General features: G+C 65.6%; 19 protein-coding genes. 9 read left to right on the top strand and 10 right to left on the bottom strand.

Going from position 1 to position 23292, the window contains the following annotated elements; genetic code table 11:
* Window positions 1-14 precede the first annotated feature (14 nt).
* The 3 genes from GII31_RS04310 to GII31_RS04300 form a co-directional block, all read right to left on the bottom strand.
* Window positions 15-1754, bottom strand: a complete 1740-nt coding sequence (locus GII31_RS04310; protein ID WP_213247107.1) for an FAD-binding protein — start codon at window positions 1752-1754, stop codon at window positions 15-17.
* Window positions 1755-1844: 90 nt separating this feature from the next.
* Window positions 1845-3077 carry a cytochrome P450 gene (locus tag GII31_RS04305; protein WP_213247105.1) on the bottom strand — a complete coding sequence of 411 codons (1233 nt, stop codon included), beginning with the start codon at window positions 3075-3077 and terminating at the stop codon, window positions 1845-1847.
* Window positions 3078-3392: 315 nt separating this feature from the next.
* Entirely contained in the window at window positions 3393-4307 is a 915-nt protein-coding gene (locus tag GII31_RS04300; RefSeq protein WP_213247103.1) for an SDR family NAD(P)-dependent oxidoreductase, read from the bottom strand.
* A 631-nt stretch (window positions 4308-4938) separates the two neighbouring features.
* Here GII31_RS04300 and GII31_RS04295 point away from each other — a divergent pair.
* The 6 genes from GII31_RS04295 to GII31_RS04270 all read left to right on the top strand — a co-directional run bounded on the left by GII31_RS04295 (window position 4939) and on the right by GII31_RS04270 (window position 11435).
* Window positions 4939-5640, top strand: a complete 702-nt coding sequence (locus GII31_RS04295; protein ID WP_260840302.1) for a TetR/AcrR family transcriptional regulator — start codon at window positions 4939-4941, stop codon at window positions 5638-5640.
* Window positions 5641-6072: 432 nt separating this feature from the next.
* Window positions 6073-7038, top strand: a complete 966-nt coding sequence (locus tag GII31_RS04290; RefSeq protein ID WP_213249827.1) for an enoyl-CoA hydratase/isomerase family protein — start codon at window positions 6073-6075, stop codon at window positions 7036-7038.
* Window positions 7039-7112: 74 nt separating this feature from the next.
* On the top strand, window positions 7113-9530 hold the full coding sequence (locus tag GII31_RS04285; protein ID WP_260840301.1) for a CaiB/BaiF CoA-transferase family protein: 2418 nt from the start codon (window positions 7113-7115) through the stop codon (window positions 9528-9530).
* Between the two features lie 51 nt (window positions 9531-9581).
* Window positions 9582-9878, top strand: a complete 297-nt coding sequence (locus GII31_RS04280; protein WP_213247096.1) for a hypothetical protein — start codon at window positions 9582-9584, stop codon at window positions 9876-9878.
* A gap of 4 nt (window positions 9879-9882) precedes the next feature.
* On the top strand, window positions 9883-10644 hold the full coding sequence (locus GII31_RS04275; protein ID WP_246222102.1) for a 3,4-dihydroxy-2-butanone-4-phosphate synthase: 762 nt from the start codon (window positions 9883-9885) through the stop codon (window positions 10642-10644).
* The gene (locus GII31_RS04270; protein WP_213247094.1) at window positions 10641-11435 is read left to right on the top strand and encodes an IclR family transcriptional regulator; all 795 of its coding nucleotides are present in this window, start codon (window positions 10641-10643) and stop codon (window positions 11433-11435) included. Before GII31_RS04275 ends, GII31_RS04270 begins: the two co-directional genes overlap by 4 nt.
* Window positions 11436-11594: 159 nt before the next feature.
* Here the strand turns inward: GII31_RS04270 and GII31_RS04265 are convergent, their stop codons facing one another.
* From GII31_RS04265 to GII31_RS04250, 4 genes are all read right to left on the bottom strand, one after another.
* On the bottom strand, window positions 11595-12827 hold the full coding sequence (locus GII31_RS04265; protein ID WP_213247092.1) for an ABC transporter substrate-binding protein: 1233 nt from the start codon (window positions 12825-12827) through the stop codon (window positions 11595-11597).
* 179 nt (window positions 12828-13006) lie between these two features.
* Complete coding sequence (locus GII31_RS04260) at window positions 13007-14875, bottom strand: flavin-containing monooxygenase (RefSeq protein ID WP_260840300.1); 1869 nt, start codon at window positions 14873-14875, stop codon at window positions 13007-13009.
* Between the two features lie 5 nt (window positions 14876-14880).
* The gene (locus GII31_RS04255; RefSeq protein ID WP_213247090.1) at window positions 14881-16194 is read right to left on the bottom strand and encodes an NtaA/DmoA family FMN-dependent monooxygenase; all 1314 of its coding nucleotides are present in this window, start codon (window positions 16192-16194) and stop codon (window positions 14881-14883) included.
* Between the two features lie 52 nt (window positions 16195-16246).
* Window positions 16247-17278: a VOC family protein gene (locus GII31_RS04250; RefSeq protein ID WP_213247088.1), complete on the bottom strand. Its 1032-nt coding sequence runs from the start codon at window positions 17276-17278 to the stop codon at window positions 16247-16249.
* Window positions 17279-17484: 206 nt separating this feature from the next.
* Here GII31_RS04250 and GII31_RS04245 point away from each other — a divergent pair, with 206 nt between their 5' ends.
* On the top strand, window positions 17485-18258 hold the full coding sequence (locus tag GII31_RS04245) for a hypothetical protein (protein ID WP_213247086.1): 774 nt from the start codon (window positions 17485-17487) through the stop codon (window positions 18256-18258).
* 99 nt (window positions 18259-18357) lie between these two features.
* Here the strand turns inward: GII31_RS04245 and GII31_RS04240 are convergent, their stop codons facing one another.
* The 3 genes from GII31_RS04240 to GII31_RS04230 are packed head-to-tail and all read right to left on the bottom strand — an operon-like array spanning window position 18358 to window position 20921.
* A complete protein-coding gene (locus GII31_RS04240) occupies window positions 18358-19959 on the bottom strand; it encodes an FAD-dependent oxidoreductase (protein ID WP_213247084.1) in 1602 nt (533 codons plus the stop codon).
* Window positions 19960-20003: 44 nt separating this feature from the next.
* Window positions 20004-20297 carry a cytochrome C oxidase subunit IV family protein gene (locus GII31_RS04235; protein WP_246222101.1) on the bottom strand — a complete coding sequence of 98 codons (294 nt, stop codon included), beginning with the start codon at window positions 20295-20297 and terminating at the stop codon, window positions 20004-20006.
* A gap of 12 nt (window positions 20298-20309) precedes the next feature.
* Window positions 20310-20921, bottom strand: coding sequence for a cytochrome c oxidase subunit 3 (locus tag GII31_RS04230; RefSeq protein ID WP_213247082.1), 612 nt, complete (start codon window positions 20919-20921; stop codon window positions 20310-20312).
* Between the two features lie 158 nt (window positions 20922-21079).
* Here GII31_RS04230 and GII31_RS04225 point away from each other — a divergent pair, with 158 nt between their 5' ends.
* Both GII31_RS04225 and GII31_RS04220 read left to right on the top strand, forming a co-directional pair.
* Entirely contained in the window at window positions 21080-21943 is an 864-nt protein-coding gene (locus GII31_RS04225) for an alpha/beta fold hydrolase (protein WP_213247080.1), read from the top strand.
* Between the two features lie 125 nt (window positions 21944-22068).
* A complete protein-coding gene (locus GII31_RS04220; protein WP_213247078.1) occupies window positions 22069-23259 on the top strand; it encodes an acyl-CoA dehydrogenase family protein in 1191 nt (396 codons plus the stop codon).
* The last annotated feature ends 33 nt before the right edge of the window (window positions 23260-23292 follow it).

Raw genomic sequence — 23292 nt, 5'->3', positions numbered from 1 at the left:
ATCCTTGGGAGCGTCTACTGCTCGGAGTTCACCGGGGAGGACGTGGATGCGTCTGCGGCGACGCGCCGGGCGGCGTCCGCGGCGGCGACGTAGGAGAAGATCACCGACGGACCGATCGTCGCGCCGGCGCCGAGATACTTGCGCCCCATCACCGACGCCGTGCAGTTGCCGGCGGCGTACAGACCGCTGATCACGTTTCCGTCGGTGTTCAGCACGCGCCCGGCCTCATCACACAGCAGTCCGCCGTTGGTGCCGATGTCACCGGGGTACATCGCGACCGCGTAGAACGGGGCCTTGGCGATGGCGCCGAGGCAGGCGTTGGGCCGGTGGGTGGCGTCACCCTGATAGCGTTCGTGATCGCCTTCACCGCGGTGGAAGTCCTCGTCCACACCCGTGTGGGCGAACCCGTTGAATCGTTCGACGGTTCGCGCCAACGCCACCGGGTCGATACCGCACTGGCGAGCCAGGTCGTCGAGGGTCGCGGCCTTCTTCATCACACCATCGGCGATCCATGTGCGCGGGGTCATCCCGGGCGCGGCCGTGGCGAAGGTGTAGTGCGAACGGTGCCGGGAGTCGATGATCAGCCAGGACGGCAGCGCACCGCCGGTCTTCTTCTCGTGGGCGAACATGAGTTGCCCGGCCTCCTGGTACGCGACCGCCTCGTTGAAGTACCGATTGCCGTGGGTGTCGACGATGATCGAGTGCGGTTTGCAGCGCTCGGACAAGGTCATCGACGGGGTTCCGTCGGCGAGCAACCATGAGGGCATCCACCAGCCCTCGTCCATCATGTCGGTCGCCGCGCCGATACCCATCGCCAGCCGCAGGACCTCACCGGTGTCGCCGGGGTTCGCGCTGGTCCACGCGACCTGCCCCGGCTGATCACCCGCGAACTCGTCGCGCATCCGCTGATTGCGGGAGAATCCACCGGCGGCGAGCAAGACACCACCGCGGACACCGATCCGCAGGGTCCGGCCGCCGCCTTTCCCGTCGCCGGGCGCACCCTTGTTCAGGACCGCTCCGACCACCGTGCCGTCGGCGACGACCAGTTCGACCAGCGACGTCTCGGTCCACACCGGCACGCCGCGATTGCCGAGCGCCTTGAGCAGGTGCGCGATGAGCGCGGCACCGTTGGTGACCAACTTCTTGCCGCGCAACCGGCCGCCGATGGTGCGGCGCATCACCCGCGCCATCACCGACATGCCCTTGCGCGTACGAAGATTGGACACGTACCCGGCCTCGTAGGTGTACATGGTGAGGTCACCGGCCACCGGGGGACGCAGGAGCCCGGCCTGCTCCCCCAGCTCACGGGTATCGAATGCCACCGCTTCCACCGACCGGGACCGTGCGTGCCCGCCGACCACACCCCGGGCACCCGAGTAGTAGTCGCTGTAGCCCTCACAGCGCACGAACCGCACGCCTTCGTCCTCGAGGAAGTCGAACATCTCGTTGCCGGCGGTCAGGTAGGTTTCCCGCCGCGCCTGCGACGACGCCGGTGAGCACTCTTCGGCCTTACCCGCCACCGAGTCGAAATAGGCACGGGCATCGTCGAGCGAATCCGGCACGCCTTCGCGCTTCATCAGCGGATTGTCGGGGAGCCAGACGATTCCGCCGGACATCCCGGTCGAACCGCCGATCTTGTCGGTCTTCTCGGCCACCACGACGTCCAGGCCCAGGGCCGCGGCGCGCAGGGCGCCGACCAACCCTCCACCGGATCCGATCACCAGTAGGTCCGTGACGTGGTCCCATTCGGGCATTGCGATCCTCGTTCGTTGAAATCGTTGCGGGGCTGGATTGTCGAGCTCGGTGGCCTGCCAGGTGACAGGGACCTACCAGGTGACGGGGACCTACCAGGTGACAGGCAGCGTGTACACGCCGTAGGCGAGCCTGTCGGACTTGAACTCGATGTCTTCGATCGGGCATGCCACGGCGAGGTTCGGCGCGTGCCGGAAGATCGACTTGAAGACGATCTGCAGTTCGGCGCGGGCCAGCATCATGCCGATGCACTGGTGCGGACCGAATCCGAACCCCGTGTGCTGCACAACATTACGCCGAAGATCGAGCTTCTCGGGGTTCTCGAACGCGCGCGGATCCCAATTGGAGGAGGCCAGCTCGACGATCACACCGTCGCCGGCTTTGATGGTCTGCCCGGAGATCTCGATATCATCGGTGGCGATCCGGCGCTGCCCGTTGTGGATGATGCCCAGATACCGCATCAGTTCTTCCACGGCGTTGGCGATGACATCCTCGTCCTCGGTCTCCTTGATGATCGCGAGCTGCTCCGGATTCTGCAGGAGCGCGAGCACGCCGAGGGAGATCATGTTGGCACTGGTCTCATGGCCGGCGATCAGCAGGCCCAGACCCATCTGCGCGGCCTCGGCGGCGTCGATCTCCCCGTCCCTGGCCCGGATCGCGAAGTCACCGATCACGTCGTCGGTGGGTTCGGCCATCTTCTTTTCCACCAGCTCGTACATGAACATGAACATGGCCGCGAAGGCCTCCATGTTCTGCTCCGGCGTGGCATACCGGTCGACACTCTTGACCGCGTTCTCCTGGAAGAAGCCGTGGTGCTCGTAGCCGATGCCCAGCATCTGCGAGATCACGATCGAGGGCAACGGAAGTGCCAAGGACTCAACAAGATCCGCGGGCTTCGGGCCGGACAGCATGTCCGTGATCAGCTTGTCGGTGGTCTCCTGCAGGAACGGTCGCAGCGCGTTGACACGTTTGGGGGTGAACGCCTTGGTCATCATCCGCCGGAAGTGCGAGTGCTGTTTGCCGTCGCTGTTGAACACCGATTTGGGGCGCATCGCGACATTGGCCTTCATGCCCTCGTTCCAGTGCGGAAAGCCCTCCTTGGACTCGTCCACACTGATCCGCGGATCCTTGAGCAGCGACTTGAGTTCGGCCAGACCGGTGATCAGCCACGGCTCGGTGCCGTCCCAGATCTCGACGCGGCTCACCGGGTTCTGCTCCCGCAGCACCCGTGTGCCCTCCGGCGGAGCGAACGGGCACCGCATGTCGCGTTCCATCGGGAAGTACGGTGCCGTGTCGTTGTGGACTTCTGTCACGGTCTCGGTCATGCGGGCGTCCTCGATCCTTGATTCCTGGGCTGTACGTATCGGTGCGTGCGTCGTGTCTATGTAGGTGTCTTGTGCGGATGCCGCAACCGCGGTCCGTGGCGTTCCGTCCAGGACTCCGGACCGCGCTATGGCGGGCTCGACGGGCTCTGGTCCGGGGCCGACGGCCTGATCCCGCCGGTGCAGGTAGGGCGTCATCTGTCCAGATGCTATGGACCCGTTCCGAACGTCCGCGATCGGCGGTCCCACTCATCGGTCAGGGCCGTGCCGTGGGCGGCGCCGCGATATGTCTCACGCCACGCCGCCCACAGCGGGTCACTACTCCGGAGAGGCCGACGCGCCGACGAGTTCGGTGTCACCCTGTCCGGAACCCTGCTGTCCCGGCCCCTGCTGTCCGGAACCCTGCTGTCCGGAACCCTGCTGGGCACCGGCACCGGTCTTCAGCTTGTTGGGCGGACCTGCCACGGTACCGCCGTCCACCGGGAGCAGCGTGCCGGTGACGTACCCCGACCGATCGGAGGCGAAGAACAGCGCCGCGTCCGCCACGTCCTCGGCCGTGCCTTCGCGCTCCAGGGGCCGGTTGGCCGCCATGACGGCCCGCACCATCGCGGTGAACGCCTCGACGTCGGCGCCCATCTTGGCCGCCGAGGCGGCCAGGATCGGTGTGGGGATGTTGCCCGGAGCAATGGTGTTGACCCGGATGTTGTGCTCGGCCAGTTCGATGGCCACCGACTTGGAGAAGTGAATGATGGCGGCCTTGGAGGCACGGTAACTCATCACGCTGCCCCCCGCCTGGATGCCACCGATGGAGGAGATGTTGACGATCGATCCGCCGCCGGTCTCCACCATGCGCCGTGCGGCGGCCTGGGTGCCGGCCATCGCTCCGAGCATGTTGACGTCCATGACGCGGCGGAAGTCGGCCAGGTCGTCGTCGAGGAAACTCGGGTGCATCGCACCGGAGACGCCGGCGTTGTTGACCATGACGTCGATACGACCATGGGTGGCCACGACGTGATCGACCAGCGACGCCAGCTCGGCGGGTACGGCGACATCGACACGGACGAACTCCGCCGCGTCCCCCAGCCGTTCGGCCAGCGCGGCGCCGCCCGCCTCGTCGATGTCGGCGATGGTCACCTTCGCGCCTTCGGCAATGAATTTCTCGACAATGCCTTCACCCAGACCCGAGGCGCCGCCGGTGACGACTGCGATCTTTCCTGACAATTCATCGGCCACTTTCCGGCCACCCTTCGAAGTCGATGTAACGATAACGGGAGAAATATCGGCGTTGATACAAGCAATCGGCCATAGACCGATTTCCGGTCATGCACCGATATTCAAAGGAGCCCCGGTCCGGGTGTACTCCGCGGCGCAGCTACCCGGTCTCGCCGCATCGCCATGCGGTGTCGGCGTGCGGTAGCAGACGTCGCCGCTGATCCAAGGCCCCCCTGAACGATCGGTGCAGCACCTCACGAAGATTTCTGACTGTGGCGCATGTCTTATCTGCCCCTAGCAGGGTGGCAAGTGGCCGAAAGTTTGTCAAGCGATTGATTGAACTTGTAGAGTGGGTCGCACTCGTATCACCGAGTAGCGAAGCACGCGGCCGCAGGCCCACCCACGCGGCAGGCTCACCCACACGGAGCGGCCCTGAATCCGCCGGCGGGGTCCGGCCCAACCGGCCGCGAGGCGGACCAAGGGCCTCCCTGCCGCAGTGTCATCGCCCCGACCTCACCCGCCAGCCCGCCGAGACAAGATCAGTAAACTTTCTTCAATGACAAGAGGTACTGTCAGCGTCTCGCGCCCGCACCCTTCATCCGGCCCGAAGCGACGACCGGACCCGCAAGAGAGATAGGCAAGGTCACCGACCATGACGAGCAACCTGCGCGCCACCGGGGACACATCCCCGAGTGAGGACACCGCTGAGCCGCCGGCCACCCGGCGCAGCAAGAAGGAAGCCACCAGGGAGCTGATCCTCGACACCGCCGAGCGCCTCTTCGCCGAGCACGGCATCTACGCGGTATCGAACCGTCAGATCGCCGAAGCAGCAGGTCAGGGCAATACCGCCGCCGTCGGCTATCACTTCGGGAGCCGCACCGAACTGATCGAGGCGATGGTCTCCAGATTCCACACGAGTATCGAGCCCGCGCGAGAGACGATGCTCTCCGAGATCAGCGGTTCGCTCAATGTCCGCGACTGGCTCGACTGCCAGGTCCGCCCGATCATCGAACGTTTCGACGAACTCGGCGCACCGACCTGGTTCGCCAGAGTCGGCACCCAGATGATGACCGATCCCGAGTTGCGCACCATTTTGATGGAATCGTCATTCGCCCAATCTCCGACACTGCATGCGTCGGTGGACGGCCTGCTCAAGTGCCTGCCGTTCCTGCCCGTACAGGTCCAGCCCGAACGCATCGACTGCTCGATGTTCCTGATCATCCAGATGTGCGCTCAGCGCGAGCGCGCCCTGGCCAACGGAGAACCGACGATCCGGGCATCGTGGTCGGAGATGGCTACCGGCCTCGTCGATCTGCTCGTCGGCATCTGGACCGCGCCCGTCACTCCGGTCTGACGCCCACGCAACCCTTGGCACACCTCTGGCCTGCGGATTTCCGCAGGCCAGAGGTGTGTCCGAACCCCGATTCAGGGTAAATCAAGCAGTTGATTGACTTTTGCCCTGTGATGCGCTTCACTTGGGACATAGGTCACGGGTTATCCCAACCAACGACCCTGACACCGACAGAAGGCCGGCCCACTCCACGGGCCGAACCCGCCCCGCGCCCGACAACCGGCCAGGCACGGCCCACTACGGCCGGACGCGGCGAATACAGACCGATTCCGACATTTGTCACAGACTCCACAACCGCTTTTTTCTTTCACCAGAACCCATGCGCCACACACCCGCGGACGTATCGGCTTTCCGATTCCCCGCGGCCGACACCAGGGATACGAGCGATACATGACCGACATTTCCGCCAAGCAGGACACGAACGGTGCGAACGGAATGGGTGGTTACCAACCACCCAGCGCCGAAGAAATCATTCTTTATGCGAAGGATCCCGCGACCAAGATCGCGACGATCACGTTCAATCGGCCCGACCACCTGAACGCGCCCACCGCCGACGCCCGCCTGCGCTACGCGGACCTGCTGCACCGCGCCGAGATCGACGACGACGTCAAGGTCGTCGTCATCCGGGGCGTCGGTTCCAACCTCGGGTCGGGTGCCGACATCCCCGAGGCCATGGCGATGTCGATGGATCCCAGTGCCGAGGGCTGGCTGCGTGAGCTGCGGGTCGACGACGCATCCGCCGTCAATTTCCCGCCGATCGGGTCGTTCCGGCACGGTTCTGCCATCACCCAGTGGTATGCGAACGCGGCCGCGGGCTGCCGCAGCCTGCAGGAATTCAAGAAGATCTCCATCGTGGAGGCCAAGGGCTACTGCTACGGCTGGCACTTCTACCAGGCGGCTGACGCCGACCTCGTGATCTCCTCGGATGACACGCTTTTCGGACATCCGGCGTTCCGCTACATCGGCTTCGGGCCCCGCATGTGGACCTGGGCACAGACGATGGGCATCCGCAGGTTCCAGGAGATGGTCTTCACCGGCCGGCCGTTCACCGCCCAGGAGATGTACGACTGCGGTTTCGCCAACAAAGTTGTCACCCGCGACCAGCTTGAGGCCGAGGTGGACAAGTACGCCCAGGCCTGCGCGCGCAATCGGCCCACCGACACCATCTTCATGCAGAAGATCTTCTTCGAGATGATGAAGCAGAATCAGGGCGAGTATATGGGCAGCATGCTCACCGCACTGTTCGAGGCGGTCGGCAATCATGCCAAGCCCGATGCCTCCGAACTCACCCTCGACGAGGACACGTTGTCGGCCGGAATCAACAACGCGGTCAAGGACTTCGACGAGGGATTCCCGCCGGACTTCCGGCTCAGCAAGTCAGCCCGGCGCCGGCCGGAATGATCTGCCCCTGAGCGGCCTGCGCCGAACAGTCCGCCACACCCCGACCTCTGACCGTCAGTTACGGAAGGCTTCGCATGTCCGCCCCGGCTCCGCTTCATCAGTACCTCATCGTCGACCTGTCCGCGGGCATCGCGGGCGCCTACTGCACAAAACTCCTCGCCGACGGTGGCGCGGAGGTCGTGAAAGTGGAAACCCCACAGGGTGATTCGCTGCGTTCCTGGTCGGCATCGGGTGCCGATGTCGCCGCCGGCACAGACGGGGCCCTGTTCTCCTATCTCTCCTCCTCCAAGAAGAGCGTTGTGGTCGACACCGACGAGGCCGATCGCCTCGGTGCTCTCCTGGGTTCGGCCGACGCGGTGATCTGGTCGCGGGAATCACCGTTCGCGACGGTCGAGTCCCTGACCCCGGCGGCACTTGCGGCCGCCCACCCGCACCTGGTGGTCACCGCGATCACCCCGTTCGGCCTGGAAGGTCCGTGGAGTGACCGCGCGGCAACCGAATTCACGGTGCAGGCATGGTCGGGCGGCGTGATCGGCCTGGGCCGCGGCGCCCCCGATCGCGCACCGATCCACGTCGGTGGCCAGATCGGCGAGTGGTTCGGCGGCGCGTACGCCTCGGCCGCGACCCTGGCAGCCCTGCGCGCGGCCGGCAAGACCGGACGAGGACAGATCGTTGACCTGTCCACACTCGAGACCGCCGTCGCCGGACTGACCTACCATCCGGTCACATTCCTGGAGATGCGGAAGCGGCCCTTCCGGTCCGAGCGCTCGATCTTCGTGCCCGGCGTCGCCCAGGCCGCCGACGGCATGGTCGCCCTCGGCGCGGCCACCGCACAGCAGTGGTCGGATCTGTGCGTACTCGTCGGCCATCCCGAATGGGTGGATCCCGAAGCACCACTGGCGATCACCGCCCGCGCCGGTGAGCTCGCCCCGCAGATCTATGAATGGATCGCCGAACGCACCGTCGAGGACGTCGCCGACCAGGCCTCCGCCTTCCGTATTCCCAACTCTCCGGTGATCAACGGCGCCAACGCCGCCGACACGGCGCACTTCCGGGAACGCGGCACCTTCATCAAGAACCCCACCTCCGGTTTCAGCCAGCCGGACCGGCCCTACGCGATGTCGGCGTTCGACCTGCCCCGACCGGAGGCCGCGCCCCGGCTCGGCGAGCACACCGACATGCTCTCCGAGCACCGCGAGACCAGGGTCGCCGCCGACACCCCGGCGGTATCCGGACTGCCGTTCGAGGGTATGCGGGTGCTCGATATGACGGCGTTCTGGGCCGGGCCCTCCTGCAGCCACATCCTGGCCACCCTCGGCGCCGAGGTCATCCACCTGGAGTCGACGTCACGGCCCGACGGCACCCGGATGATCGCCGGTGTCCCGATGACCGACGAACTGTGGTGGGAGAAGTCCCCGATCTTCTCCGGTCTCAACACCAACAAGAAGAGCATCACCCTGAACTTCCAGACCGAACGTGGTCAGGAACTCCTGCGCGAGCTGATCAAGACCTGTGATGTGCTGGTGGAGAACTACACTCCACGGGTCCTCGACCAGATCGGCCTCGACTACGACGCCGTCAGGGCGCTGCGTCCCGACATCATCATGGTGCGGATGCCCGGCTTCGGCCTCGACGGACCGTGGCGGGACAAAGCCGCCTTCGCGTACGTCATCGAAGACGCCTCGGGCCTGACCTGGCTGACCGGCCACCCCGACCAGAACCCGGTGGAGCCGTACACCATCGGCGACCCCAACGCCGGCATCCATGCCCTCAACGGCCTGTTGATCGCCCTGGCCCACCGGGACCGCACCGGCGAGGGCACCCTGGTCGAGGCCAGCATGGTCGACGCCGCGCTCAACGTGGCCGCCGAGCAATTCATCGAGTACTCCGCATACGGCAACCTGCTCAACCGGCAAGGCAATCGGGGACCGGTCTCCGCGCCGCAGAACCTCTACCGGACATCGGGATTGGAAGAGCACGGGGGATTGGACGAGTTCGGCCGCGACGACAACTGGGTTGCCGTCGCCGTCGAGACCGATGCCCAGTGGGCCGCGCTGCGCCAGGCCATCGGATCGCCCGACTGGGCCACCGACCCCGCGCTGGAGACGGCGGCCGGCCGCCGGTCCGCACACGATCTCATCGACGAACGCCTGGGCGCCTGGTGCCGGGAGCGTTCCGACGACGAGGTCGTGAGCACCCTGTGGGAGGTCGGCGTCCCGGTGGCCAAGGTCATGCAACCGCATCGGCAGGCCGACCTCGAACAACTCCGGGCACGAGGATTCTTCGCCCAGGTCACCCACCCGGTCAACGGCACCGCATCGCACACCACCCTGCCGGTGCAGTTCTCCGGTGAGCCTGGTGGACACACGATGCGCCCGGCACCGCTGCTCGGTGAGCACAACACGGAGATCCTGTCCGGACTCGGACTGTCGGCCGCCGACATCGAGGCACTGGAGCAGGACCGGGTCATCGGCACCAAACTCGCCTTCTGACAACCACTTCTATTCAGCTCAGCCAACTCAACCGACTGTGAGGACGCGGATATGAAACCCACCGCAGGAAAACGGCTCTACAGCACCGTCGATACCACATCGGTGATCGTGGTGCGCTGGAGCACCGATGATCTGGACCTGACTTGCGGAGGTGCGGCCATGTCGGAAACGGCACCGGCCTCCCCCGGCACTCCACCCAAGGCCGGCAACACCGCGCTCGGCAAGCGATACGTCACCGACGACGGCGCCATCGAATTGCTGTGCACCACAGCCGGTGACGGGCAGCTCGCGGTCTCGGGCGCACCGCTGGCACCCAAGTCGGCCACACCGCTGCCTGCATCGGACTGACGCCATGACCTCGCTCATCGACAACTCGGTCACCGGCGCTGACATGAACGGACACCTCGCCCATCGCCCGCATGGCGCGGTCCCGGCCACCACCATCCCGGCCACCACCATCCCGGCCACGACGATTCCGAACGCGGCGAGTCGGCCCGATTCACCGCGCACGTGCACCGTCGCCGAGGCCGTCCGGTCCATCCGCCGCGGCGGATTCGTTCTGATCCACGACGACCCGGCCGGACCTTTCGACGTGGTGGGGGCCGCCGATCGGCTCACCACCCACCAGGCGGCCCTGCTGATCCGGCATTCCTCCGGGTTCGTTCAGGTCGCGTTCCGCGATGCCCGCGGCGACCGGCTCCGTATTCCGCCGATCGCCCCGACCACCGACCGAATGGCATCACAACAGTGTGTCGGGGTCGATGCCGCGGTAGGGATCGGCACCGGGATTTCGGCCGCCGACCGGGCCCGAACCATCCGGTTGCTCGGTGCGATCGATTCCACTCCAGACGATTTCACCAGACCCGGGCACGTCATGCCGATCCGGGTGGCCGCCGGCAAGCATGCCGACGATGCCGCCGCGGCCGCCCTGAATCTCGCCGAACGCGCCGGATCGGTGGCCGCGGTGTACGCCACGCTGGTCACCGCCACCGGCACCGGACTGCCCGACCTCACCGACGCAGCGGTATTCGCCGCGCAGCATGACATCCCGGTGCTGCATCGACATTCATTGCTGCCCAACCCGGGCCTGACCGTTTCGGAGGGAACGCTATGACCGCTCTGCTGGAGAACGACACCGACATCGCCCCCCAGTCCAACCTCCCGCTGTCGATGGTGGAGCGGATGACGCTGATCATGGAGGCCTTCGACAAGCCCCTGGCGCGACTCACGCTCGACGAGGTCACCCGCCACACCGGTCTGCCGAGGTCGACGGCGCATCGCATCCTCGACCAGTTGGTGCAGTGCCGCTGGCTGATCCACGCCAAGACCCATTACAGCCTCGGCAGCCGGGCGCTGACCCTGGGTGGACGGGAACTCGCTCAGCACGAACTGCGTTCGGCCGCCTCGGGTGTCCTACAGGCACTCGCCTATCGCACCGGCGCGTGTACCCACCTGGTCACGCTCGCCGGCACCGAGATCTATTACCTCGACATGTTCGGCGGCCGTCCCGAACACCGGCTCAGCTCCCGGGTGGGCGGCCGGGCACCGGCCCACCGCACCGCCGCCGGCAAGGCGATCATGGCCGGCATGGCTCCCGAGTACGTCGACAACCAGATCATGAACGCCGCACGCGGCACCGGTGCTGTCCAGACCATCGATGATGTCGACGCGCTCCACCGCGAACTGGCCCGTATCCGCTCGCGCAACGGCCTCGCGGTCGAACGTGGCGAGCTGATTCCCGGACTGGCCTGCGTGGGCGCGGCGGTGCGCAGCAATGACGGTCCGGTGGGCGCCATCTCCGTTGCCGCGCGCGCCGATGCCCCGCTGGAGCCGATCGCGCCGCTGGTTCTTCATGCCGCGCGCACCATCTCCGACGCACTCGCCGCCGGTACCGCGACCTGGTGACCGCATAGAAGCTCGATCATCACCGCGAATCCCCACCTCTACTCCTGCGAATTCCTCTCCTGCGAATGAGAATTCACTGATATCGACGTACACAACCGAATAGCCGCACACACGAACGCGGCTGAGGAATTCTCCTCAGCCGCGTTCATCGGTGTGCGGCTACTGAACGACCTGCAGATCGGTGGCGATGCCCTGCTCCAGGTTGACCACGATCATGCCCTTACCGCAGACCGCCTTGAACTGCGGCTGTGCGGTTCCGTCACAGGTGAAGGTAAGACCGTGTGCAGCGGGCAATTTCACGTCCTTGGCGGTTGTGATCGCCGTGATCACGGCTGCGGGCGAGGTGTCCGAACCGTCCAGCGATTCGGTGGCCCGCACCAGTCCGAGGACGCCCTGATAGCCGGAAACGGCGTATCCGTGTGCGTCGGTCTCGGGCGTGTACTTGTCCATCACGGCCCGGTACAACTGGCTTTCCGGATCGTCGGAACGGGTGTCGGCGGTGGTGAAGACCTGCGTGCCGTTGAGCGAGTCACCCACCGACTTGTACACCTGGGCGTCGGCGCAGGACTGCGGCGTCATCTTCTTGACGTCCGCCCCCAGCGTGCCCAGGGACTTGAACACGGCCGTACACATCGCGGTGTTGCCGATGACGATGACGCCGTCGGTCTTGTCCGTCAGACCCGCACTCACCTGCGGTGTCACCTCGGGGGTGCCGGCCGGGATCCGCACGATCTTGAAGTCGATGCCGGCGGCCTTGAACGCGGGGGTCGCCACCATCTGCAGTCCGGTCAGGCTCGCCGGAACGTCGATGGCGTAGGCCGTCACGCTCTTGAGATTCTCCTGGGCCGAGAACTTGGCCATGTACTGGTAGGCACCCGAGGCACCCGACCAGATGAAGGCGTTGTCCGACATGATCTCCGAACCGGCGCCCGCCACCGCGGTGTAGGGGATCCCGGCCTTGGTGATGATCGGTGCCATCACCGTGCTCATCGACGTGGCGGTCACCACCACGGCGCTCACCTTGGCCTCGACCATCTGGTTGGCGCATTCGCGGGCCGAGGCGGTGTCTTCCTTGTTCTTGCAGACCACCAGCTCGATGGGCCGGCCGCCGATACCGCCGAGGTTCTCGTTGGCGTACGTGGTCGCCGCCTCGGCCGCCGCACGGTTCTCCGGCATCGAGATCGCCGGACCGCCTTCGGGGTTGATCAGACCGATCTTCACCGGTGCGCCGGAGGCCGCCTTGCCGGGGAAGGATCCCTCCGGCGCGGTCACCGATGCCGACGACGATCCGGTCGAATCGTCGTCGTCGCTACCGCAGGCGGCCAGACCGGCGGTCGCAACCACCGCAACGGCGGCCGAGGCCACCACCGCACGCATCCTCTTAGTTCTCATCTGCTGCCCGCGTCCTATCTTGAAAAGTCCGGTGTTCCGGACTTACCCGTTATTGATCCCCCCTCTTTCAGGAATGTCCCCCGCACCCGGTCTCGGTAGCCGTGCGGTTACCGCGAGCGGGTACGGGAGACATACCCTGTCGAACCCCCGGAACGAGGTATCCCCGACCCCGCCGGTGCTCAGCGCACCGACACCCCGGCCATATCCCCCGCCTCACGCCACTGCTTGAGAATGTCGAAGAACGCGATCGGCCCGCCACCGTATCCGGCGACCAACAGGCTGTCCGGGTTCTCGTTGTCACCTTCGGAATCCAGGTAGCTGGGGGTGCAATCGAGGAAGAACTGCTTGCCCACCACGGTGCTGTCGGCCATCGCGGTGCACCACTGGTCCTCCGCGTCCTGCTCGGCCTCGATCACGCCACCGCCGAGTTCACGCCACCGTCCCAGGATGTAGGCCAGATGACCGGCCCGTTCCTCCGCGGTGTGCACGTAGTTCGGTGCGATACCGGACTGCGTGTATCCGAGGAAGAAGCAGTTGGGAAAGTCGTGGCTCTGCAGGCCGTGCAATGTCCGCGGCCCCTTGGCCCACTTGTCGCTGAGCTTGATCCCGTTGCGGCCCACGATGTCGAAGCCCGCGCGTTTGGTGTAGTTCGTGCCTACCTCGAAGCCTGTCGCGAAGATCAGCGCGTCGACCTTGTACTCGGTTCCGTTCACCACCACACCGTCGGTGGTGAGGCGTTCGATGCCCTGACCGTCGGTGTCCACGAGTGCCACATTGTCTCTGTTGAACGTCTGCAGGTAGCTGTCGTGGAAGCTGAGCCGCTTGCACATCCGCTTGTACCAGGGTGTCAGGGCCTTGGCGGTCTCCGGATCATCGATGATGTCGGCGATGTGCGCGCGCACATTCTGCATCGACTTGAAGTCCTCTTCGTAGAGGAATTCGCCGATGTCCTCCATCGTCATCGGTTCGGTGCGCCGCGCCATCTCCCGCAGCACCGCCGGTGTGGTCAGGTCGTTGGACACCTTGGTCCAGCCGTCCGAGACCAGATCCACCTCTGCACCGGTCCCGGAGGTCCAGTGGGTGAAGTTCTCGATCCGCTCCTTCTGCCAACCGGGCTTGAGACCCGCCGCGAATTCGGGAGGGGTGGGGTGATCGCCACGCACGTCGACGGCGGCCGGGGTACGTTGGAACACGTACAACTGTTTGGCGAAACGCCCGGTGTGCGGCACACACTGCAACGCGGTCGCACCGGTGCCGACGATGCCGACCGTCTTGTCGGCCAGCTTGGTCAGCTCCCAGTCCTCTTCGCCGCCGCCGGTGTAGCCGTAGTCCCACCGGCTGGTGTGGAAGGTATGTCCGGCGAACTCGTTGATTCCGGGGATACCGGGGAGTTTCGGACGGCTCAGCGGCCCCGGCGATACCACGACGATGGACGCCGTGATGGTGTCGCCGCGGTCAGTGGTGACCGTCCAGCTTCCGGCCGCCTTGCTGTCTACCGCACTGCCGTCTCCGGCCGCCCCCTCGTTCCACTCCATCCCGGTGACGGCGGTCTGGAACAGCGAATTGCGGTACAGGTCATACTTTTCGGCGATGCGCACACAGTGCTTGCGGATCTCGGGCCCGAACGCGTACTTGCGTTCGGGAATGTAATCGAGTTCCTCCAGCAACGGCATATACACGTATGCCTCGACGTCACACTGGGCACCGGGATACCGGTTCCAGTACCAGGTTCCGCCCACGTCGCCGGCCTTGTCGACCATCCGGATGTCGTCGAAGCCGGCCTCGCGCAGCCGGACCGCGGCGATCAGGCTGCCGAGTCCGGCACCGATCACCAGAACCTGCACCTGGTCGTCGACGGGTTCGCGTTCGACGCGTTCGGTGTACGGGTCGTCGGCGTAGTGCGAGAACTCCGCGGTGACCTCGACGAACTGGTCGAGGCCGTCACGGCGCAGACGCTTGGCCCGCTCGAAGGCGTACTTGGCTCGCACCCAGTCCCGGTCATAGCCGTCCGGCTGCGGCCCGGGGTCGGTGAGTTCGGCTGCTGTCACGGCGCTCACTCTCCCGCGAAACGCTCACGCAGCGGCCGGGTGTCCGGCTTGCCGCGGTAGATGCCGCGATCGATCAGACGAGGAACCACCTCGGCCACGAAGTCCCGCACACCGATCACGTTGGTGGGGAACATCAGGTTGAAGCCGCCGATCTGTCCGTCCGCGTGCCACAGCGCGAGGTCGTCGACGAACTCGTCGTAGCTGCCGACGAACTTGCGATGCTGGGCACCACCGCGCGCCAGCGACTGCGCGGTGACGTCGCGGACCGTGGCACCGGGGTTCTCGGCGATCCAGTTGTAGAGACCCAGGTAGTTGCCGTAGGTGCTCTTGATGGTGTCCTTGACCGTCTCCGGGTGCGGGATCTGATCGAGCGGGAACGGATCGTCGATACTGTCGAAGGTGAAGTCCAGCCCAAACTGCACCAGCGCGAACGGGGCGTACAACTCGTACGGCACGTTCTCGTCGAGGGCACGCATCAGTTCCTCGGCCTCGGCCCGGGTCTTGCCCAGGTAGGGAACCAGGCCTGGGATCGCCGGCACACTGCCCGCGGCACGGCCGCGGGCCACCAGGGCCGCGTCGAGTTCGGCGCGGTAGTCGGCCGCCTGTTGCCGGGTGGTGGCGTTGGTGAACACCATCTCGGCGTGCTTGGCGGCGACCGCGATGCCCGGACCCGATCCGCCGGCCTGCGCGATGAGCGGCCGACCCTGGGGGCTGGGTGCCACATTCAGCGGTCCGAGCACCTGGAAGAAGTCGCCGCGATGGTTGATCTGTTCGGAGTAGAAGCGCTTGATCTGGTCGGCGTCGATCCGGACCTCACGCTTCTCCCACAGGGCGGTCACAATGTCGAGAAACTCGTCGGCGCGCTTGTACCGGGTGATCCGGTCCAGGTGCGCCTCCATGCTGTAGTTCTGCGCCCACTCGTCACTCACGCTGGTGACGGCGTTGAATCCCGCTCTGCCGTCCGAGATCTGGTCGATCGAGGCCAGCAGCCGGGCCAGGTTGTACGGGTCGTAGAACGAGCATGACGCCGTGGCGATCAGTCCCAGGTACGAGGTTTCACGGGCCAGCGCCGCGAACGCGGTGATGGGTTCGGGCGGGCCGCCATCGGGGGCGGGCGAGCCGGCGGTACCGGCGATGTCGCCCAGGAACATCGCCGTGAAGTAACCCTCCTCGGCGGCCTTGCCCATCTCCGAGATCGGCAGATAGGCGTTCTGCCGGTCCGGCCCACCGCCGTGGTCGCGTTCGTAGGCGAGCGCGCCCTGGTGGTTGTTGATCTCGTTGCCCACGAGATTCAAATGCAAATACCGTTGTCCTGCCATCTGATTCCCTGCTTGCGTATCGGTGGTGATTGGTGTGTGAACTGGTGGGACGTCAGGCCACGGGAGCCGCGTCCTTCTGCCCGATCAGCGATGTCAGCGAAGACACCGAATCGGTGGAGGTGGCCATCTCGCCGCCCATGGTGACGTCGAGTTCCTGGCCGAACCAGGTCGAGCCGTCGCCATTGGTCATATCCCAGCCCAGCGCCTTCCAGTCCGGATCGAAGATGTGGTAGCCGCCCGAGTACAGCTCGATGCGGTGTCCCGAGCCCGGCTCACGTAGGTACAGGTACATCGCCTGGCCGACACCGTGCTTGCCCGGGCCGCAGTTGAAATGCACATCCAGGTCGCGAAGGGTGTCGGCGGCGACCAGCAGGTCGCTGTGGTTCTCCAGGTTGAACGCGATGTGGTGCAGCTGATTGTCCTTGTTGTTCAAGCTCATCGCGATCGCCAGGTCGTGCACCTGCGAGGTGACGGCCGACCACGATGCGACCAGCATCTCGGGGTGATCGGGCACGTGCACGAACTCACGCCGCTTGAAGCCCAGCGAATCCTGCAGCCACTGCTCAGCCTTGCCGATGTTGTCGAAGCCGGCCTGGATGTTGTAGTGATCGAGCCGGCGCACGCCGAGCCCGCGACGGCGTGAGGAGTTGCTCAGCAGCCTCGACCGGATTTCCTCGGGAGCCTCCGGGGCATCGATGTCGTAGTACAGCTCGAACGTGTGCCCGGCGTGCGGAACGACGAAGCGGATCGCGGTGCCGCGGCCGGCCTGATGTCCGGACGGCAGTTCCACCACCTCTACCTCTTCGGCGAGGAGCTGGTTGTAGAACAGTTCGACGTCCTCGGGCCGGGAAACCCGGAAACTGTAGGAGTCGACCGTGGCGGTGTCGCTCTGGAACAGCACCAGCGAATGGTGCTTGAGCTCCTGGTACCCCCGCAGATAGACGGTGTCGCCGACGCGCTCCACCTCCTCCATGCCCAGGGTGTCACGGAAGAAGCTCAGCGAGACCTCGAGCTGCGGGGTACCCAGCGCGACCGCACCGCATTGGGCGAGTTGGGGGCGGTACGGGGGCAATTCAATTGCCATGGTCAGATCTCCTCACACTTTCGACAACAGGTGTCCGATGTATGCCGATGACCCTAGATTTGGTCGAATATGTTGCATAAGCAGTGATCTCGCTCACCGGGAAGGCAACCGCAGGTACGGACCTTCGCCACCACACTGTGGGACACAAGGTCATCGCGGACAGGCGCGGCGACCTGGGTTCCCAGCGAGCAAAGGAGATCCGTGCCGTGAGCATTCAAGAGGCACCACCACCGGCCGAATTCGCGGTCGACAAGTCATATCTGTACAAGTTCCAGCGATTCTCAGCATGGTCGGGCTTCCTGGTGATGGCCGTCCAGGGCGGCTGCTTCTTCATGCTGTCCAAGGTTCAGCCGCCGCTGGATCCTCAGTCGACCGCGGACCAGGTCAAAGAATGGATGATCGACAACCGGGCCGGCATCCTGTGGACGACGGTGATCTGCTCGTTCGTGATCCCGCTCGAATACTTCTTCGTCGTGACCACGAGCTGGCAGATGCGCCGCATCGAGCGCGGCTGGGGCGTGCTGACGATGAACCAGGTCCTGATGGGTGTGGTCGCGCCGATCGGATTCTTCTATCCGATGTTCATACTGTCGGCCGCGGCATACCGGGTCGAAGAACGCTCGCCGGAGATCCTGCAGTTGATGACCGACATCTTCTACTTCTCGTACGTGGGCTTCGCGTTCATCTTCTGCCTGCAATGCGTGTGCCTGGGCTGGGCCACGCTCATCGACAAGCGCACCGAGCCGGTGTTCCCGCGCTGGTTCGCCTACGTCAACTTCATGCTGGCGATAGTCCTCGCGCCCGGTGCGTTCATCTACCTGTTCAAGGACGGCCCGCTCGCCTGGAACGGCCTGTTCGCCTTCTGGCTGCCCTGCCTGGCGTACGCGGTGTGGAAGATCTCGACGCCTCTGCTGCTGCTCAAGGCCGTCGACTCCGAAGAGAAGGAAGCCGCCGAGAACCAGCTGCCCGTGCTGGTCTGAGTCGGTTCGACATGATGAGGGGCGGCTCCCGATCCGGGAGCCGCCCCTCGTGTCATACACCTCGTGGCGCGTCAATCAGCCGCCGACGATGCCTGTCGGTCAGCCGCCGACGATGTCGAGGGCCGCGATGTAGGCGAAAGCCAGGGTCGAACCGATCGGGGTGCCGGCGCCCGGGTACACGGTGCCCGACATTGCGGCCATCGTGTTGCCGGTGGCGTACAGACCTTCGATCGGCGTGCCGTCGGCACGCAGAACCCGTGCGCGGGTGTCGGTCTTGAGTCCGCCCTTGGTGCCGATGTCCGACGGCAGAATGGTGGCCGCGTAGTACGGTGCGGTGTCGATCTTCACCAGCAACGGGTTGGGACCCTCGGCCTCGATCGGCTTGATAAAGGCCTGTTCGGGCAGGGCCGGGTAACCGACGATGAACGACACCATCTGGTCCCAGGCGCTCTCCCCGCGGTGGAACTGCTCGTCCACACCACCGGGCACATACCCGTTGAAGGTTTCCACCGATTCGGTGAGCGCCGCGGCGGGCACACCGATGATCTCGGCCAGTTCCTCCAGGGTGTCGGCGCGCTTGATGGTGCCGGAGGTGAACCAGTCCTCGTCGACCGGGGTTTCCGGGGAGTTGCCGCCGAAGCCGTCACGGGCGAGCTGCTTGTGGTCGAAGATCCAGTGTGTGGGCGCGTGCGAGATGCCGGTGGTGCGGTCACCGTCGCGGATCGCCCGGCCCACCTGGTCGTACGGCGCGGCCTCGTTGGTGAACCGCTTGCCCGCCGCGTTGACCCAGATGCCGCCGCGGGTCACGTTGAACAGCGGCAACCCGTCGCGCTGGACCACTCCGGAGATGTACCAGGCCTCGTCCATCAGGTCGGTGTCGGCGCCGACCGCGATACCGGCCACATGGCCATCGCCGACGTTGGATTCGACCGCGTCGGACCAGTCGCCCTTGAGCGGGTAGTTGTCGTACTTGGCACGCAGTTCGGTATTGTGCTCAAATCCGCCGGTGGCCAGCAGGACTCCGCGTCCGGCGCGCACACGCACGGACTGACCGTCGACGACCGCGTCGACACCGACGATGCGGCCGCCCTCGACCACCAGATCGGTCAGTGCCGTGTTCAGCTTCAGGGTGCCGTTGCCCGTTTTCAGGAAGGCCTTGAGCGCCCGGCCGATGAGTGCGCGGCCACCGATGAGGATTTCGTCCTCGGTGTGCCCGTATCGTTCGGTGTAGATGGACCGACGCACGACGTTCGCGTGCTCGCCCAGTTCGGCGACGGGCACCGGTGCGGGAAACACGGTGCGGCCGTGCAGGGTTGCCCCTTCGACGGCGCCGTAGTAATCGGGAACCGGCGCGGTGTCGAACTGACCGAACACCGGGTTGCCCTCCAACTCATCGATCAGTTTCGCTCCGGCGGCCAGGTAGGCATCCTGCAGGTCCTCACGGGCGGCGTCGTTGACCACCGCGCGCAGATATCCGCGAGCGGCCTCGACGTCGGAATCCTCGATACCTGACCGCTTGAGCGGCGCGCTGCCCGGATACCAGGAGCCACCGCCCGAGTACGAGGTGGTGCCGCCCACCTTGTCGGTCTTCTCGATGAGCAGGGTGCGCAGTCCGCGGGACGCGGCGGTGTACGCGCCGATCAGGCCGCCACCTCCCGATCCCACGACGATGACGTCAAAATTCTCTTCGCTCACTGACATTCACTTCCCTCTCGTTGTTGATAGTTGTTCAGAGCAGTACGGGTTCACAGCAGCACGAAAGCCCCGGACAGCGCGATCCATGTGGCCAGGCAATAGATTTCGAAGATGAGCCGCAGCTCGCGGGGCGCCGAGCGCAGTTCCATGAAGTCCAGCCCCACGAGCCGGGCCTTGTAGGCGGACAGGCCGAGCACCGCGATCGTCGCGACGGTCCCGCCGTGTCCCTGCCCGCTGAGCACGGGGATCACCACCGCCAGAACCACCAGAATCAGCCATGTCCGCACGTGACGTTGCCGCAGCGCCTCGCGAATCCCGTTGCCGGAAAGAGTGTTTTGTGCCACCGAAGTCTCCCGTCAGGCCACCAGATAAACGAGCGGGAACAGCATCATCCACAGCAGGTCCACCAGATGCCAATAGCACGCACCGCCCTCGTAGACGATTCGGCCGGTGCCGGTCGCCCGGACCCCGCGACGTGCCCGCAGCAGCAGCGCGGTCAGCACGCCGACGCCGAGCACCACATGCGCCAGATGTACTCCGGTGAGGATGAACAGCCACATGAAGTAGGCATTGCTGTCGGGCCCGTGGCCGCCGGACACCAGATGGGTGTACTCGGTGGCCTTGAACCCGATGAACGCCACCGCACACAGCAACGCCACCGCGAACGCCCGTACCGCCGGCGTGAACCGGTCCGCTCGTACATGGTTGAGGGCGATGACCACCGCCAGCGAACTGACCAGCAGGATCATCGTGTTGGTCAGCGCGATGACCAGGCTCACCGACTCGCGGGAAGTGGTGAACAGATCTGGCTCGACCGCGCGCTCGGCGAGGAAGGCGACGAACATGACGACGAACACCACCATGTCGCCGAGCAGGAACACCCACAGACCGGTCTCGCCCGGCGTGTGGGGTGTTTCGGATTGCCCGGGGGTCCGGTCGCCCTGCTCCGTCGCGGTATTGCTGACCATCGGCACAGTGTGCCGACCACGCTGCCGGCGGCGGGTGATTCTTCCGCTGAGCGAGACCCCCACCGGCCCGGCCCGCCGCGCCGGATTAGGTTCGGCCTCACCCGCGTGATGATGAAACCCGCGTGCGGACAACCCCGAATACAGCGAAGGGCGAACGCGTGACCGACGAACTCACCTATGAATCGACCAAGAAGGTCGCCACCATCGACGGCGTCGAATTCCTCTATCACGAAGCAGGTTCGGGCCGTCCCTTGATCATGCTGCACGGCTCTGGACCGGGGGTGAGCGCATGGTCGAATTTCCGGCACAACCTTCCGGTGTTCGCCGAGCACTTCCGGGTGATCATGCCCGACCTGCCCGGTTTCGGCGCCAGCTCTCTGCCCGAGGTCAAGGAGGTATATTCGCTCGATGCCGCCCGTCGCATCGCCGGCCTGATGGATCACCTCGACATCGAATCGGCGCTGTTCATCGGCAACTCGATGGGCGGTGCGGTGGCCGCGGAAATGGCCGCGAACCTGCCCGGTCGGGTCGAGCGGATGGCGATCATGGGCTCGGGCGGCCTCTCGCGCAGTCTGTTCCAGACCGAACCCAGCGAAGGCTTCCAGCGGCTGTTCGCGTTCCTGCAGGACCCGACCCGCGAGCGGATGACCGAGTGGGTCAAGACCATGGTGTATGACCAGGCGCTGGTCACCGACGAGCTGATCGACGAGCGGATGGCGAACGCGACCGCCGACGGCGTACTCGCCAGGACCGCCGCGATCTTCGGCGCGATGTTCAATCCCGCCCTCCAGGCCACCTACACCCCGCTGTGGACCAGGCCGGACAGCGTCACCACCCCCACGCTGATGATGTGGGGCCGCGAGGATCGGATGCTGCCCTACGATCAGGCGCATTTCGCCAATCGCTGGCTGCCCAACGTCGAACTGCACACGTTCTCCCAGTGCGGGCACTGGATTCAGGTCGAACGCAAGAAGGACTTCGAACGCATCGCGCTCGAATTCCTCACCCGCGAGCCGGAGTGACCGCCGGGGTTTCCCGCTCACTGGGAGCGAAAAGCTCCCCGCAGATCGCAACACCCAAGATCGGTCACAGCCGATCCCCGAAATCATCAGCATCGAAGAACCCACAAGTCGGAGGTAGCCGCGACATGGCACACGAAGTACACAAGCGCATCGAGGAGGCGAGCGCCGAGTTCGCTTCCCTCGCCGAGACGAACGAGCGCCTTGGCAAGTTGAGCGATCGGACAGCCGAACTGCTCCGGCAGACCGGTGTGATCCGGATGCTTCAGCCCACCGACTTCGGTGGTTACGCCGCCGAGCCCCGGGAATTCGCCGAGGCCGTGATGGCGATCGCCGCGGCCGACCCCGCGGCGGGCTGGGTCGCCGGTGTGGTGGGCGTGCACCCGTGGGAGCTCGCGCAGATGGATCGCAGGCTTCAGGAAGAGATCTGGGGCGAGGACCCGGACACCTGGGTGGCCTCCCCCTACATGCCCAACGGCGTCGCCGACCCGATCGACGGCGACAACTTCGTACTCAGCGGCCGCTGGCCGTTCTCCTCCGGGTCCGATCACTGCAAGTGGGACTTCCTCGGTTCGCTCAAGGGCGACGGTTCGGGCACCAATATGCCGGTGCTGCCGCCGGAGGTGATGCACGTGGTGATCCCGCGCAAGGACTACCAGCTGATCGACGATTCGTGGGACGTGGTGGGTCTGTCGGGCACCGGCAGCAAGGATGTCGTCGTCGACAAGGCGGTGGTTCCCGCCTACCGCACCGTCACCCAGGAGGACATCTCCAACGGTGTGGCGGCCGAGCGGTCCGGTCGGCCCGAGGCGCTGTACAAGCTCTCGTTCGGCGTGATGTTCCCGCTCGGTATCACCGCGGCCACCATCGGCATCTGCGAGGGAGCCCTCGCCCACCACTACGAGATCCAGAAGAACCGGGTGTCGGCCACGGGCGTGCTGGCCAAGGACGACCCGTACATCCTGCGGGCCGCCGCCGAGGCCGCGTCCGAGATCGAGTCGGCACGCATCCAGCTCATCGAGGGCATCAGCCGGATCCACGACAAGATCGCCGCCGGCGGCGAGCCGACGCTGCAGGAACGTTCCAACCAGCGCCGCAACCAGGTTCGCTGCGCATGGCGCGCGGTCTCGGCACTCGACGAGATCTTCGCGCGCTCCGGTGGCGGCGCGATCCGCAAGTCCAGCCCGATGCAGCGTCACTGGCGCGACGCCCACGTCGGCCTACAACACATGATCCACACCGAAGGTGCCGTGTTCCATGCAAACTCGCTGCACAACCTGGGCCTGGAGACACCGCAGGGGATGATCGTCGTCGTCTGATCGACACTCCAGTACACCGAGTACGCAGAAATC

The organism is Gordonia pseudamarae (assembly GCF_025273675.1).
In the GTDB taxonomy this organism is placed as follows: Bacteria; Actinomycetota; Actinomycetes; order Mycobacteriales; family Mycobacteriaceae; genus Gordonia; species Gordonia pseudamarae.
The sequence above is the reverse complement of the archived record's forward strand: the minus strand, read 5'-3'. Positions and strand labels throughout refer to the sequence as shown.